This window comes from Pseudoflavonifractor hominis (assembly GCF_014288125.1).
Lineage (GTDB): Bacteria > Bacillota > Clostridia > Oscillospirales > Oscillospiraceae > Pseudoflavonifractor_A > Pseudoflavonifractor_A gallinarum.
Map to the genome: position 1 here is coordinate 82,086 of NZ_JACOPR010000009.1, position 15,312 is coordinate 97,397.

14 protein-coding genes and 1 other annotated feature are annotated in these 15,312 nt (G+C 58.6%); of the genes, 5 read left to right on the top strand and 9 right to left on the bottom strand.

The window, feature by feature from the left end:
- Positions 1 to 9 precede the first annotated feature (9 nt).
- Genes H8S34_RS12985 through pdxA form a run of 3 tightly spaced genes read left to right on the top strand, consistent with a single transcriptional unit; the run spans position 10 to position 2,550 of the window.
- Positions 10 to 297 (top strand): UxaA family hydrolase, encoded by a 288-nt coding sequence (locus tag H8S34_RS12985; protein WP_186964201.1) that lies wholly within the window; start codon positions 10 to 12, stop codon positions 295 to 297.
- Complete coding sequence (locus H8S34_RS12990) at positions 294 to 1,454, top strand: UxaA family hydrolase (RefSeq protein ID WP_101692135.1); 1,161 nt, start codon at positions 294 to 296, stop codon at positions 1,452 to 1,454. The genes H8S34_RS12985 and H8S34_RS12990 overlap by 4 nt, the downstream gene beginning before the upstream one ends.
- A 55-nt stretch (positions 1,455 to 1,509) precedes the next feature.
- Positions 1,510 to 2,550, top strand: coding sequence for a 4-hydroxythreonine-4-phosphate dehydrogenase PdxA (gene pdxA, locus H8S34_RS12995; RefSeq protein WP_101692136.1), 1,041 nt, complete (start codon positions 1,510 to 1,512; stop codon positions 2,548 to 2,550).
- A gap of 93 nt (positions 2,551 to 2,643) precedes the next feature.
- Here the strand turns inward: pdxA and H8S34_RS13000 are convergent, their stop codons facing one another.
- The 9 genes from H8S34_RS13000 to purF form a co-directional block, all read right to left on the bottom strand.
- A complete protein-coding gene (locus tag H8S34_RS13000; RefSeq protein ID WP_186964202.1) occupies positions 2,644 to 3,435 on the bottom strand; it encodes a creatininase family protein in 792 nt (263 codons plus the stop codon).
- 12 nt (positions 3,436 to 3,447) lie between these two features.
- On the bottom strand, positions 3,448 to 4,287 hold the full coding sequence (locus H8S34_RS13005; protein WP_186964203.1) for an energy-coupling factor ABC transporter ATP-binding protein: 840 nt from the start codon (positions 4,285 to 4,287) through the stop codon (positions 3,448 to 3,450).
- Complete coding sequence (locus H8S34_RS13010; RefSeq protein ID WP_101692139.1) at positions 4,284 to 5,153, bottom strand: ATP-binding cassette domain-containing protein; 870 nt, start codon at positions 5,151 to 5,153, stop codon at positions 4,284 to 4,286. Before H8S34_RS13010 ends, H8S34_RS13005 begins: the two co-directional genes overlap by 4 nt.
- A gap of 12 nt (positions 5,154 to 5,165) precedes the next feature.
- A complete protein-coding gene (locus tag H8S34_RS13015) occupies positions 5,166 to 5,960 on the bottom strand; it encodes an energy-coupling factor transporter transmembrane component T family protein (protein WP_186964204.1) in 795 nt (264 codons plus the stop codon).
- Entirely contained in the window at positions 5,957 to 6,799 is an 843-nt protein-coding gene (locus H8S34_RS13020) for an ECF transporter S component family protein (protein ID WP_101692141.1), read from the bottom strand. The genes H8S34_RS13015 and H8S34_RS13020 overlap by 4 nt, the downstream gene beginning before the upstream one ends.
- Before the next feature lie 30 nt (positions 6,800 to 6,829).
- The gene (locus tag H8S34_RS13025) at positions 6,830 to 7,621 is read right to left on the bottom strand and encodes a GntR family transcriptional regulator (RefSeq protein WP_366485964.1); all 792 of its coding nucleotides are present in this window, start codon (positions 7,619 to 7,621) and stop codon (positions 6,830 to 6,832) included.
- 335 nt (positions 7,622 to 7,956) lie between these two features.
- Positions 7,957 to 9,588 carry a CTP synthase gene (gene pyrG / locus H8S34_RS13030; RefSeq protein ID WP_186964205.1) on the bottom strand — a complete coding sequence of 544 codons (1,632 nt, stop codon included), beginning with the start codon at positions 9,586 to 9,588 and terminating at the stop codon, positions 7,957 to 7,959.
- 33 nt (positions 9,589 to 9,621) lie between these two features.
- Entirely contained in the window at positions 9,622 to 11,202 is a 1,581-nt protein-coding gene (gene asnB / locus H8S34_RS13035) for an asparagine synthase B (RefSeq protein ID WP_186964206.1), read from the bottom strand.
- A 41-nt stretch (positions 11,203 to 11,243) separates the two neighbouring features.
- Positions 11,244 to 11,485: a binding site (T-box leader), on the bottom strand.
- 159 nt (positions 11,486 to 11,644) lie between these two features.
- Positions 11,645 to 13,027: an amidophosphoribosyltransferase gene (gene purF, locus H8S34_RS13040; protein WP_101692145.1), complete on the bottom strand. Its 1,383-nt coding sequence runs from the start codon at positions 13,025 to 13,027 to the stop codon at positions 11,645 to 11,647.
- Positions 13,028 to 13,353: 326 nt separating this feature from the next.
- Between purF and glnA the strand changes: the two genes are divergently transcribed.
- Together glnA and H8S34_RS13050 are read left to right on the top strand one after the other, a co-directional pair.
- Positions 13,354 to 14,685 (top strand): type I glutamate--ammonia ligase, encoded by a 1,332-nt coding sequence (glnA, locus tag H8S34_RS13045; RefSeq protein WP_186964207.1) that lies wholly within the window; start codon positions 13,354 to 13,356, stop codon positions 14,683 to 14,685.
- 34 nt (positions 14,686 to 14,719) lie between these two features.
- Positions 14,720 to 15,262 carry an ANTAR domain-containing response regulator gene (locus tag H8S34_RS13050; RefSeq protein ID WP_186964208.1) on the top strand — a complete coding sequence of 181 codons (543 nt, stop codon included), beginning with the start codon at positions 14,720 to 14,722 and terminating at the stop codon, positions 15,260 to 15,262.
- Positions 15,263 to 15,312: the final 50 nt, after the last annotated feature.

Genomic DNA, 15,312 nt, shown 5'->3' on the forward strand with positions numbered 1-15,312 from the left:
AGCAAACCAGTGAAGTCGAATGCGTTGATCATTACGCCCAACGACGATGTCGTCGTGGCCATCACAGCGTTGAAAGCAGGGGACGAAGTCACCTACATGTGTCAGGACAAGCAGGAGAGTTTCTCCGCGGTAACGGATGTTCCTCGCTACCATAAGATCGCTGTTCACGACATCCCCTGCGGTAGTGTAGTGAAAAAATATAACCAGATCATCGGGGCCGCGACAAAAGACATTCGGAAAGGCGAGCACGTCCATGTACACAACCTGGACAGCTTGAATAAGGTGCAGGGAAAATGAAATTTTATGGTTATCGGCGGCCGGATGGCAGAGTCGGCGTGCGCAACAAGATCCTGATTCTGCCTGCCAGCATGTGTTCTTCCGATGTTTGCCGGATCGTGGCCTCCCGGGTAGAGGGTGCCGTATCCTTCAACAACCAGGTAGGCTGTGCCCAAGTGCCCAGCGATGCCAAGCTGGCCATGTCCATGATGAGCGGCATGGCGGCTAACCCCAACATCTATGGAACGATTCTGATCGGCCTGGGCTGTGAGACCTGTCAGGTGGCGGACATCGCAGCGATCATCCACCAGCGTACGAACAAACCCCTGCGCATGATGACCATCCAGGGCGAGGGCGGCACGCTTCGCACGGTGGAAAAGGCGGTCCGCTGGGCAAAGGAGATGGTGAAGGAATCCTCCATGCTTCAAAAGGAAGAATTCCCCATCAGCGAACTGGTGTTGGCCACAGAGTGCGGCGGTTCCGACCCCACCAGCGGCCTGGTCGCCAATCCGGTGATTGGCAACATGAGCGACAAGCTCGTAGGCATGGGCGGCACGTCCATTCTCTCCGAGACAACTGAGTTTGTGGGCGCAGAGCATATCCTGGCCGCCCGCGCCAAGGATGAGCGGGTCCATCAGCGGATACTGGATATCGTGGCTCGGTACGAGCGGCACTTTGTCGTCAATGGCGAAAATGTCCGGGACGGAAATCCCACCCCCGGCAATAAGGATGGCGGCCTGACCACGCTGGAGGAAAAGTCTCTGGGCTGCATTCACAAAGGCGGCGAGAGCATCATCCAGGAGGTATTCGATTACGGAGAGCAGGTCACTTGCAAGGGTCTGGTCATCATGGATACGCCGGGCAATGACAGCTCTTCCCTGGCCGGCATGGCTGCCGGCGGCGCTCAGGTAGCGGTGTTCAGCACCGGCCGTGGCACCGCCCTCGGCAATGCCATCATGCCCACGATCAAGATCACCGCGAACCGTGAGACATATCAGAACATGTCTGATGACATTGATTTTGATGCAAGCGGCGCCATTTTTGACGGGGTATCCATTGACCAGCTGGGAGATGATTTGCTAAAATTGGTGGTAGACACCGCCAGCGGCAGATTTACGAACGCGGAGATCTTGGGCTATAACGAGACCTCCACGATGCGTGCGTGCAATTTCGTGTAAAATTACCACATTCCGCGTAATGATCGGAAAGACAGAGTAAAGAGAGGTTTTAATCGTGGAATATAGACCCATTCTTGGAATTACCATGGGCGATCCGGCCGGCAACGGTCCCGAGATCACAATGAAGGCGCTGAGCAAAAAAGAAATCTATGAGACCTGCCGCCCTCTGGTGATCGGTGACGCAAAAATGCTGGAGCAGGCCGCCCGCATCATCAATCGGCCCGATTTGCGCATCAATCGTGTTGATGATCCCGCCCAAGGCCTGTATACCTTCGGAACAGTGGATGTATACCACATGGACTTGGTGGACATGGACAAGTTCGCCTTTGGCAAGGTATCTGCCATGTGCGGTGAGGCAGCCTTTCAATGCGTGAAGAAGGTCATTGAACTGGCTATGGACCGCAAAATCGACGGCACGGTGACCAATGCTCTGAACAAAGAGGCCATCAATCTGGCTGGCCACCATTATTCCGGCCACACGGAAATTTACGCGGAATTCACCCATACTCCCAAGTACACCATGATGCTGGCCCATCATGATTTGCGCGTGGTGCACGTGTCCACACATGTCTCTCTGCGCCAGGCCTGCGACTTGGTCAAGAAGCAGCGGGTACTCGATGTGATCCGCATTGCCCACGAGGGTTGTCGTGCCCTGGGGATCGAGCGTCCCAGAATCGGTGTTGCCGGACTGAATCCCCACGCCGGTGAGAACGGAATGTTTGGAACTGAGGAGATTGAGGAGATTATCCCCGCCATCCAGGAGGCCCAGGCGGAAGGGCTCTGTGTGGATGGCCCGGTCCCGCCGGACAGCCTCTACTCCAAGGCGCGGGGTGGCTGGTACGATATCGTCGTGGCCATGTACCACGATCAGGGGCACATTCCTCTGAAGGTGGTCGGCTTTGTCTACAACCGGGCCGAGCAGCATTGGGACGCCGTGGAGGGCGTAAATGTGACCCTGGGCCTGCCGATTATCCGCGCATCGGTGGACCACGGAACCGCATTCGGCCATGCGGGACAAGGCGTAGCCAACGAGCTGAGCCTGGTCAATGCCATCGAATACGCCAGAATGATGGCAGTGAACGGCAAAAAAGCGTGATCCGCTGAAAACCATAGCAGCAAACAGAAGAGATCCTTCCAGACAACTGCTAGATAAAGAGAGGCCCCCCGGCTAGGCCGGGGGGCCTCTCTTTTATGCCCGCGGGGTGACCGATGCGTCCCAGGCAGCAATTTCATGGAGGGCTGTACAGGCCTTCTCCACAATGTATGCCATCATCTTTTCTCCCTGCTCTTTTGTGGCAAAAGTCGGGTTCCCGCAATTGCCGGCCGCCGAGAGATCATTGGCCAGCCAGCCCATTCCCACAGGCCCCTCCAGCGTAAAGACCTGGTTGCCCAGGAATTTCTCCGGCCGCGTGGGAACGGCCCGCTCCATCCGCACCGCCTCCGGCCGCGACACCAGCACCAGCGCGCTCTCCAGCTCTCCTGCATGGGAGTCGCAGCCCGGATCGGTCCGCACTTCCACCGGCTTGTCCGGCTGTGCCAGCAAAATGGAGATATCAATGATAAATACACCCGCGCCCGTCTCCGAGCGTACGGTATAGGCCACGTTGTTCAGCGTGGCGGAGTTCCCGCCATGCCCGTTCAGGAAGACCAGCTTCCGGAAGCCATGCCGGACTAGGCAGTCACAGATCTCTTTCAGCATCCGGTAGTATGTATCCGGCTGGAAGGTTACCGTACCGGGATATGCCATATGCTCCACACTGAGTCCCACCGGAATCATGGGGAAGAGCAACAGCTTGAATTCCGGCTCCAACTGGGCAAGGATCCGCTCCGCCGCGCACTGTGCATCCAGCGTATCGGTCCCCAGCGGCAGATGGTGGCCATGCTGCTCGGTCGCCCCCACTGGAATCAGTATGATCGTCTTTTCCCGGTCCATCGCCTCAATATCCGGCCAGCACATGTCCTGGTAATCGCGTCCCATCATTTCCCCACTCCCTCACATTTGATTTGCCTGTACTCTGGCCGCAATACATCCGGAGAGCTCCTGTGTCGACAGGATCGTATGGTCTACCGGAAGGACGGCAGACATGGCCCGCGCCAGACGCGTCACCTGGGGCGGCAGCACGAAGGACTCTTTCAGCTTCTCCTCCTGGGCAAATACCTCCGCGGTGGGTCCGTCCAGAATCCGCCGTCCCTTGCACATGACGATGACCCGGTCGGCGTACTCCGCCACAAGGGACATGGCATGTGTCACAACGATCACCGTATGTCCGCGGCGCTGAAACTCTTTGGCAATGTCCATGATCTGGGCGCATCCCCGCCGGTCCTGGCCGGTGGTGGGCTCATCCAGAATGATGATCTCCGGCTGCATGGCGATCACCGAGGCGATGACCACCTTTGCCCGGTCACCGGCCGAGAGCGCCATGGGGAATTCCCGACGCAGTCTGGTCAGACCTGTCTGCTCCATGGCATGTTCTACCCGGGTGTCGATCTCCGCCTTGTCCAGCTTCAAATTTTGAGGGCCAAACCGGATCTCCTCCTCCACCGAGTCGGCGAAGAGCTGCCGGTCCGGGTTCTGGAGCACAAACCCCACCTTGGTGGACAGGCGGGCCACGCTGATCTCCCGGGTGTTGACGCCATCCACGATAATATTTCCCTGGGTCGGCTTATGCAGCCCCACCAGATTTTTCAGGAGGGTGGATTTTCCCGCGCCGTTCTGCCCAATGATCGCCACAAAGTCATTCTTCTCGATGGTAAAGCTGACATCGTGCAGCGCCTCAAAGCCATTGGGGTAGGTATAGGTCAGGTGGTCCACTTGAATGACAGGTTCCCTCATATCCTCGCCTCCGTTTCTTGCAGCAGGGCGGAAAAGACCTCTACGCCCTCTTCCAGCCGGACCGGAAAGGCGTCCAGCGGGATCCCGCTCTGTTCCAGCTCCACCGCTACCATGGAGACCTGCGGAACGGCCAGCCATGCCTTGTCCACAATCTCCTTATTCCGGAAAATACGCTGGGGCGTGTCCATGGCCAGCACCTCTCCCTCATGCAGCACCAGGACACGGTCTGCAAACTGGGCGATCTCTTCGCTCTTATGGGTGACCATGATGATAGTCATATTGTATTTTTCCTTCAGTTCCCGGACCACCTGGAACACCTCGATGGTGCCGATGGGGTCCAGCTGAGAGGTCGGCTCGTCCAGAATCAAAATCTCCGGCTGCATGGTCAGTGCAGAGGCGATCGCCACGCGCTGCTTCTGTCCTCCCGACAGGCGGGTGGGGTCTTTTTCCTCATATCCGGCCATCCGCACCACCTGGAGCGCCCAATCCGCGTTGCGCTGGATCTCATCGGTGGGGATCTCCAGATTTTCCGCACCAAAGGCCACCTCATCCAGCACCTCTGTGGTAAAAATCTGCGATTCAGGGTCATCCAGCACAATGCCGATATGCTGGCAGAGCTCGGGGAGGGTATGCTCCTTGCTGTTCAGGCCGCAGATGGTCACATCGCCGAAGTATACTCCCTCCTGGCTGTGGGGGATGATGCCGGAGAGCATCTTGCACAAAGTGGTCTTTCCCGCACCGTTCTCGCCCATGATGACCAGAAACTCGCCCTTCCGGACCTGAAAGTTGATGTGCTTCAGGCTGTACGCCGGCGCATTGGGATAGCGGAACGAGGCGTCAAACACATCCAGAATGATCTCATCCATGATACTCCCCCCTTACAGCATGATATTCAGTGTGAACATACCGGCGCAGAAGGCCAGGATAAAACAGAGGAAGGCCCAATCCGCCCCGTGCATCGCGATATCGTGCAGATAGGTCCGCTTGGGACGGCTCCCAAAGGAACGGACATCCATCGCGGTTCCGATCAGTGTGGATTTCTTCATACTGCCCATCACCAGCGGCACCACCAGGGCAGGATACGACTTCAGTTTCTGGAGGGTTCCGCCATCTTCAAAGGCGGTAAATGCCCGGAGCTTCTGCGCATCCGTAATGGTAGCGATCTGTTCCTGGAGCACCGGCACCTGATTGAGGGCCGTGGTGATCATAAACGCATACCGGTAGGGCAGCCCCAGCTTGACAAATCCAAGCGCCAGATCCCGTACTCGGGTGGTCATGATGATTAGCGGCATCAGGCACATAATGACCATCAGGCGGAATCCCAGGAGCAGGCCAAAGAGCACGCCTTCCACCGCAATGCTCCCCATCCCTCCAATCAGCGGGACAAAGTCCGGAATAATGGGGCTGATCAGAATGGTTTCTCCGCCCTGGAAGAGTGTCTGGATCAATACCACAAAGAGCACCAGGCCCACCAAGAGTTTCAGGTATCCGCCCAACTCACGGATCGATATGCCGGACACCTTCCAGCAGATCATAATCAGAAGAAAGACCAGCCCCAGAACGGGGAAATTGCGGGTGACAAACACCAGAATCGTCAGAATCAGGAGCATAATGATTTTGACACGCGGATCCAACTTATGGAGAAAGGACTCTCCAGCATGGTATTTGATCATGACCGAACCTCCTCCTGACAAAAGACCTTCTCTGCACATTCCTTCTGCATCGCGTCCCGTTTTCTCCGGTTCTCCTCATACTCCAGCCGCATCTGCCGGTCCAGCTCGGTCTCCTCCTCCAGATTGTCATAGGCGGGCCCCACAAAGACCCCGATCTTGGGAAGGCCCATCAGGAGGGGGATCCCAATGATCACCGCCGCAAAGGAAAAGACAAGCCGCTCTGCCGGCACGCTGAAGGCCAGCACCTTCAGAAGATCCGCCGGGAGATCCATCAGCATCATCACGAAAATGCAGTTGATTCCCTGGGCCACAATATAGCACGGATAGAGGATCAAAAAGAGGCCGATCGCCTTCCAAAGAAAGCGCTTCTTTTCAAAGAGGTATACGCCAAGGGTCCCTCCCACCAGCGCCATGACCAGACCGACACACCAGACCGTCACGCTGTAGATCCACGCCTCCCGTGCGGCCGGGTAGAGCAGCCAGCTGCCGATGCTCAGTACGATCAGCCCAAAGGCCGGCTTCCAGTTTCCACGGCTCAGATAGCCGGCGGCAAAGGCGTTGGATGCGCCCGTCAGGCAGGTAAAGATGCCCACGTTGGCGGTATGGGGCGCGATCAGCGTACCGATGAAATCTCCGATCAACGCGGCCAGTCCGCCCGGAATTGGTCCGAACATCACTCCCGCCAGGGGGGCCAGTGTATAGCTGATGCTGAAGTTTCCGCCGCCGCCCAAAATGGGGAACGAGGGCAGCATACTTGCCGCCGCCATCAGGGCGGCCCACACGGTGATCGTGGCAAAATGGGTCTTGCGTTTACGGGTCAGGTTTTGGCGCATGGTCATTCTTCCTCCTTCAACGCATGAGAGCGGTCGTCAGATTCGGTGCCGTACCAATTTGACCGGCAGAATGTCAGAGCGCAGATAGGCGTTGGCCCGGACAATGGCCTCTCCCTCCACGGTATATCCGGTATCCCGCATCAGAAGCAGGGGTGTCCCCTGGGATACCTCCAACTGCTGCGCAAGGGATGTGTCCGCCGGCACAATGTTCAATTCTGCCAGTGTAATATGGACCTGCTTGACACAGAAGGTCTCCAGAAACTCAAAGATCGACAGGTCCTGATAACCGTTCCACTTGCTGTAATCCAATCGGAAAATACTCTCTTTGATGTACACGCGGCTATAAATCAGCGGTATCCCACCTCCATAGAAACAGCGTTCCAGACGCAGAAGACGCTCCCCCGGCTCCGTCCGGAAGGTCTCATCCAAAACAGGTTCCTCCGGCGTCAAAATCCATGCGTCTGATAGATACTTACATTCCGGCTCCCGGCCTGTGGCACGGATCAGCTCCAGATAGTCCAGCTGCTCATCCACCCGCGGCTGTGCCATAAAAATGTGGGTATTGATCCGGGTCCCCACACCACGCTTGCGCGTTACGTATCCCCGGGACTCCAGTTCTCCCATGACATCCCGGATGACCATACGGCTCACGCCGAGCTGTTTTCCCAGATCTTCTTCCGACGGAAGACGCTCTACCCCCTGCCGGCTACAGGAAACCAGCATCCGAAGCAGTGCTACCTTTGTTTGCGCGTAGAGATCCATTGTCTCCCGTGCCGAAAATTTCGTCTCCATTCTGACCCATTCCTTTCTGATTCCACGGCATAGCATGAAACGCGCCAATTTGCTTCACAGCCTATCATAGCATATCACTTTATGCCGCTGCGCGCCTCCTTTCCTGGAACCAGCTTGATATAATATTATATTTCAAAATAAGTATTACTCTTTTATATTAGTATGATATACATATCCACCAAGAATGTCAAGTGCTCTTTTCCCTTTTTTGTCGATTCTGTTCCAGGATGGCACATCCGCTTTTCTGCACCTCACACAAATATCCCCAAAGAAACAGAGCGTCTGCCCTCTGTGACATCGCACAGAGGGCAGACGCTCCTTCTAATAAAGCCATGATTGCGCTGTGGGCACTCCGTCCGCCCCGCCACAGGTCATCTCGTCTCGGCCTCTTTTGCCCCACGCTTGGCCGCATACTCAACCGCTGCGGCCACAAAGTCCCGGAACAGCGGGTGGGCTTTGTTGGGACGGGACTTGAATTCCGGGTGGAATTGGACGCCCACAAACCAGGGATGCCCGGGCAGCTCCACCATCTCCACCAGACTGCCGTCCGGGGAGAGTCCGGAGAGGCACAGTCCCTTTTCCACAAGCAGTGTCCGGAAATCGTTGTTGAACTCGTAGCGATGGCGGTGCCGCTCCCAGATCTCCTCTGTGCCGTAGGCGTGAAAGGCCCTGGTGTCCCGGCTGGTGATATGGCAGGGATAGGCCCCCAGACGCATGGTCCCACCCTTGCTGACCACCTCCCGCTGCTCGGGCATCAGATCGATGACCGGGTGGGCAGTGGAAGCCAGCTCCGTGGAATGGGCGTCCGCCAGACCGGCTGCGTGGCGGGCAAATTCGATTACCGCCATCTGCATGCCCAGACAGATCCCAAAGTATGGGACACGGTTCTCTCTGGCCCAGCGGATGGCCGAAAGCATCCCGTCCACCCCGCGGGAACCAAAGCCGCCCGGGACAATGACTCCGGCGCATCCGCCCAGCATTTGCGCGGCATTGTCATCGTTCAGCTGTTCCGAGTCCACCCAACGGATGGCCACCTGAACACTGTTCTCGATCCCACCGTGGGCCAGGGCCTCCGCGACGGAGAGATAGGCGTCGTGCAGCGCCACATACTTTCCCACCAGCGCGATCTCCACCCGTCCGTGCGGGTGTTTCGCCCGTTCCACCATGGTACACCACTGGTTCAGATCCGCATCCACTCCGCCCAGCTTCAATCTTTGGCAGACCACTCTGGCCAACCCCTCCCGCTCCAGCATGAGCGGGACTTCATACAGAATGGGCGCCGTCTGATTGGCAATCACCTGTTCCGGCGGGATATTGCAGAAGAGGGAAATTTTATCCCGGATGTCCTGGGGGATCTCCGCGTCGGAGCGACAGAGAATCACATCCGGCTGGATCCCCAGGCCCAGCAGCTCCTTGACCGAGTGCTGGGTGGGCTTACTCTTGAGCTCCCCGGTCCCCGGGATGGAGACAATGAGAGAGACGTGGATATAGAGCACATTCTGCCGTCCCACCTCCACCGCCACCTGGCGGATGGCCTCCAGGAAGGGCTGGGACTCGATATCGCCCACCGTGCCGCCGATCTCCGTGATGACCACATCGATGCCCGGACGCCGTCCCACCCGGTAGACCCGCTCCTTGATCTCGTTGGTGATGTGGGGGATGACCTGGACGGTACCGCCCAGAAAAGCCCCCTCCCGCTCCCGGTTGAGCACCGACCAGTATATCTTGCCCGAGGTGACCGAGGAGTCCACCGTCAAATCCTCGTCGGTGAAGCGCTCATAGTGTCCCAGATCCAAATCGGTCTCGGCGCCGTCCTCCGTGACAAACACCTCGCCGTGCTGGTAGGGACTCATGGTACCCGGGTCCACATTGAGATAGGGATCAAATTTCTGAAGGGCCACCTTGAGTCCCCGTGCCTTCAGCAGGCGTCCCAGGGATGCCGCCGCGATCCCTTTTCCCAATCCGGATACCACGCCTCCGGTCACAAAAATATACTTTGTCATGTGCTGTTCCCTCTTTTTTCATGGATTTTATACTCAAAAACCGCTGGCGCCGTAGTTCCCCAGCACCCGGGCGGACGGGTCATCCACATCGCAGCCCTCCCATTCCCGGTTGGGCATCCAGAAATCGCGGATCATTTTGGCCTGACCCGGGTAGTACTTCTCGAAGAGATCCCGGTAGAGCAGGCTCTCCTTGGTAAAGGGAGGCCGGAAAGGATACCTGGCGCACCCACTCAAAAAGGCCCCGTCCGTGTACTGCCCGGCGGCGTATTCCTTCAGATCATCCACCATGGAGTGGCCCACCGCGTCGGAAAAGGCCGCCTTCTCCCGCCAGAGGATCTGTTCGGGCAGCAGGCCGTCCTCCGCAAAAGCCCGGCGCAGCAGATACTTTCCCTTGCCATAGGTGTTCATCTTGAGGGTCGGGTCCACCGACATGACGTACCGGGCAAAATCCAGGTCACCAAAGGGCACCCGTGCCTCCATGGAGTGGACACTGATACAGCGGTCGGCCCGGAGCACATCGTACAGATGGAGCTCCTCGATCCGCTTGCGGGACTCCTGCTGGAAGGCCTCCGGTGTGGGGGCAAAGTCGGTGTACTTGTAGCCGAAGAGCTCATCGGAGATCTCTCCGGTAAGGAGCACCCGGACATTGGTCCGCTCCCGGATGGCCCGGCAACACAGGTACATGCCGATGCTGGCCCGGATGGTGGTGATGTCCCAGGTTCCCAGTGCGGCCACCACCTCAGGGAGTGCCCGGAGCACATCTTCCCGGGTCATGATGATCTCGGTGTGCTCCGCGCCGATAAAGTCGGCTACGGTCCGGGCATACTTGAGGTCGATGGCGTCCGTGTCCATGCCGATGGCAAAGGTACGGATGGGCCTGCCCAGGAGCTTGGCGGCAATGGCGCACACCAGGCTGGAATCCAGGCCGCCGGAGAGGAGAAATCCCAGGGGCGCGTCCGCATCCAGCCGCTTTTCCACCGCCGCGATCAGCTTGTCATGGATCTTGCGGCAGACCGTCTCCAGATCGTCGGTGCAGTCGCACGGCGTCTGCGCAATGTCCGCATACCGGATAAACTGTCCACGGTAATAGTAATGCCCCGGCGGGAAGGGAAAAATCTCTCCGCACAGCCCCACCAGGTTTTTTGCCTCACTGGCAAAGACGATGCCTCCGTCCCGGTCATAGCCGTAGAACAGCGGCCGGATGCCGATGGGGTCCCGGGCGGCAATGTAGGTGTCCTCCTGTCCATCGTAGAGGATGAGGGCAAATTCCGCGTCCAGCTTGGAGAACATCTCCACCCCATACTCCCGGTAGAGGGGCAGCAGGATCTCACAGTCGCTCTCACTGCGGAAGGAATACTTCCCCTTCAGGGCCTCCCGCCATTTTCTCCAGCCGTAGAGTTCCCCGTTGCACACCACCATATCCGCACCCAGGGAGAAGGGCTGCATCCCCCGCTCGTCCAGTCCCATGATGGAAAGGCGCCGGAAGCCCAGCCAGCCCGACGGCGTCTCTGTCACACGGGCCATGTCCGGCCCCCGGGAACGGGTCCGGTCCAGATAGTACCGCACCTCCTCCGCCGTCCTGGTCTTTTGGGTAAAACCGATGATCGAACACATAAAAAAGCACCTCCGGATCTCTTTGCGCAGCCTTCTCCTTTTCTTAGGACGAATGCTGCGCTCCGCGGTGCCACCTAACTTTGCCGCCTTCCGACGGCCCCTTTTCCAGCTCTGGACAAGCCGGTGCGATATAACGGTCGCGCCCGGTCCCCCTACTGGCCGTACCGGCGTTCAGGTTTCTGCTCCGGAGTGTTCTTCACGCAGCCTCTGGTGCGGGTTTTCCACTCTCACCCGTTCACTGTGACCGACCCTCTGCGCTACTTTTCTCCCTCATTGCCTCTGGTTTCTGATAAAAATAGACAAGGGCGCCGTGGCCCATGCCACAGCGCCCTTGCTGTTGTTAGGCATTATAGCCGGATGACGACGCTCTGTCAAGGGGGAGTCCCATTTTCAGCAAAGTGTCCCATTTTTTACACGGAACACCCCAACAGATTTTGTGCCTTTAAAAACGAATGGGATACGTACCGGTAAAGCACCCCTCACAGAAGCCGCAGGTGGCGTCCGGAACCATCTGATGCAGATCCTCCCGGCGGAGGAAGGCCAGACTGTCTGCCCCGATGAGGGTCTGGATCTCCTCCATGGAATAGCGGCAGGCGATCAGCTCGTCTCGGTCCGGAATATCCGTCCCGAAATGGCAGGGCGCCAGGAAGGGCGGGGAGGAAACCCGCATATGCACCTGTGCCGCTCCGGCCTCCCGCAGCAGGGAGACGATCTGGCGGGAGGTCGTTCCACGGACGATGGAGTCGTCGATCATGACCACCCGTTTGCCCTCCACGCAGCTTCTCAGGGCGCCCAGCTTGATGCGCACGGCCTGCTCCCGGCTCTGCTGTCCGGGCGTGATGAAGGTGCGCCCCACATAGCGGTTTTTTACCAGCCCGATCCCATAGGGAATGCCTGACTCCTCCGCATAGCCCATGGCGGCATCCAGCCCGGAGTCCGGAACGCCGATGACCACATCCGCCTCCGCCGGGCTGGACCGGGCCAGCAGGCGCCCCGCCTGCCGCCTGGCCATGTGGACCGATTGGCCGCAGAGGATGGAGTCCGGCCGGGCAAAGTAGATGTACTCAAAGATGCACATATGGCTGGAGGCGTTTACGCAGTTTTCCCGGATGGAGGTGATCTCTCCGTTCTCCACCACCACGATTTCCCCGGGTTCCACCTCCCGCACCAGTTCCGCCCCCACCGCACTCAGCGCACAGCTCTCCGAGGCAAACAGGATGGCCTCCCCACGCCGTCCCATGCACAGGGGTCGGAATCCCCAGGGGTCCCGGACGGCGATCAGCTTTTGAGGGGACATGACCAGCAGGGAGTAGGCCCCACGCAGGCCCTTTACCGCCTGGCAGACCGCATCCTCCACACAGCTGCAGCGCAGACGCTCCTGGGCAATGGCATAGGCGATCAGCTCAGAGTCGGTGGTGGTCTGAAAGATAGCCCCCCGGTACTCAAAGGCAGTGCGCAGCTCCTGGGTGTTTACCAGGTTTCCGTTGTGCGCCACCGCCAGCGTCCCCTTCACATACTTCAGCGTGAGGGGCTGTGCATTTTCCCGCCGGTTGCCGCCGGTGGTGGCATAGCGCACATGGCCCACTGCCATGGTCCCGTTGAGCTGATCCAGACGCCCGGCATCGAACACCTCGCCCACAAGTCCCACATCCTTGTGGAAGGAGAGCTCCCGGTCATTGATCGCGGCGATCCCGCAGGCCTCCTGCCCCCGGTGCTGAAGTGCGTAGAGGCCATAGTAAACGGTGCGGGCACAGTCTCCGGCCGGGTCCCAGATGCCAAAGATCCCGCATTCTTCATGGATGGACAATTCTGATTCCTCCTCCATCGTTCCATCTCCAAAAAGAGACAAGGGCGCTGCGGTTAAATTCCGCAGCGCCCTTGCTGTCCGACATGATTATATATACTTTCCCCTTCTCCTGTCAAGACCACAGCTGCACGCTCCAGCCTAAAATATGAATGTTATAAACTTATTAGTTTTATTTTGCAGGAATTTCTCTCAAAAAATCATTTTCAAAAAATATTAAAAAAACTATTGACATCTTCAAAAAACAGGACTATACTTTCGCCCATAGTTCAGAGCAAAGGCGTTCTGACCGAAAGGTCGGTTCGCCTTTGTTTTTGTTTTATGAAAGTCCGAAAGGGGAGTCTTGCATGTCGTACAGCAAAGAAGATATCATCCGCATGGTAAAGGATGAAGATGTGGAGTTTATCCGCCTCCAGTTCACCGACATTTTTGGTCAACTGAAAAATGTCGCCATCACCGCATCTCAGATTGAAAAAGCGGTCAACAATCAGATCATGTTCGACGGCTCCTCCATCGAAGGTTTTGTCCGCATCGATGAGTCGGACCAGTACCTCTACCCCGATCTGGACTCCTTTGTCATTTTCCCCTGGCGTCCCAGCCACGGCAAGGTGGCCCGTCTCATCTGCGACGTCTACAACCCGGACGGCACCCCCTTTGCAGGGGATCCCCGCGGTGTGCTCAAGCGGATCCTGAAGCGGGCCTCCGACATGGGATACGACGCCTTCAACGTAGGCCCCGAGGCCGAGTTTTTCCTCTTCCAGACCGACGACGAGGGCAAGCCCACCACCAAGACCAACGATGAGGCGGGTTACTTCGATCTGGGCCCTCTGGACCACGGTGAGGGCACCCGCCGGGAGATCTGCATGGCGCTGGAGCAGATGGGCTTTGAGATCGAGGCCAGCCACCATGAGGTGGCTCAGGGACAGCACGAGATCGACTTCAAATACGCCGATGCCCTGCGGGCGGCCGACAACATCATGACCTTCAAGCTGGCGGTCAAGACTCTGGCCCAGCGCAACGGGCTCCACGCCACCTTCATGCCCAAGCCCATCTTCGGGATCAACGGCTCCGGCATGCACACCAACATGTCCCTCTTCCGCAACGGGAAGAACGTCTTCTACGACCCCGACGGGGAGAAGGGCCTCTCCAAGGAGGCGTACAGCTTCATCGCCGGTCTGCTCCACCATGTCAAGGGCATGGCGGCCGTGACCAACCCCCTGGTCAACTCCTACAAGCGGCTGGTGCCCGGCTACGAGGCCCCCTGCTACCTGGCCTGGTCGGCCTCCAACCGTTCCGCCCTCATCCGCATTCCCGCCGCCCGCGGCCAGTCCACCCGGGTGGAGCTGCGCTCTCCTGACCCCGCCTGCAACCCCTATCTGGAGCTGGCGGTCTGCCTGGCCGCCGGACTGGACGGCATCGAGCAGGGCATGACGCCCCCCGCCGAGGTGACTGAGAACATCTTCGTCATGGACCAGACTACCCGGGAGGCCCACGGCATCGAGAGCCTGCCCGGCTCGCTGGAGGAGGCCATCCGTGCCATGCAGGCCGATCCTCTGATCCTGGAAACTCTGGGTGAGCACGTGTCGGAAAACTACATCGCCGGAAAAGTCAAGGAGTGGGATGAATACCGCACCCGCGTCAGCTCCTGGGAGTGCGACAAATACATGATCAACTACTGACCGGCACGCCCGGCCCCTGGAGGGAGAGGAATCTATGGAGCAGATCATTCTGGCTTTTGAGCAGGAAAAGACCGCCCGGCGGATCAAAGAGCTTCTGGAGAGCTCCGGCACCGCCGCCTGTCTCCTCTGTACCTCTGCCGACCAGGTGCGCCGGATGGTGTGCAAGCGCCGCATCACCACGGTGGTGTGCGGATACAAGCTGCGGGACCAGTCCGCCCAGCTGCTGGCCGAGGATCTGCCCCCGTTCTGCTCCGTTCTGGTCCTGGCCCCACAGAATCTGTTGGAACTGCTGGAAAATGTGGAGCTCTTTCGTCTCCCCACCCCCGTCACCCGGCGGGACCTCCTCACCACGGTGGAGATGCTTCTGCGGATGGGGCACCGTCTGGAACGGATCCTCGCCCCCCGGCGTCCCACCGAGGAACAGCAGCTGGTGGACCGGGCCAAGCACCTGCTCATGGACCGCAACGGCATGACCGAGGAGCAGGCCCATCGGTTCCTGCAAAAAAACAGTATGGACCACGGCGTGCGGATGAGCCAGACCGCCCAGCTGGTCCTGGACAGTGAAGATCTGGAATAAGACAGAGACAAGGCGGTCTCGTGGCGGCAGTCCGGGAACGCGGCTGCCGC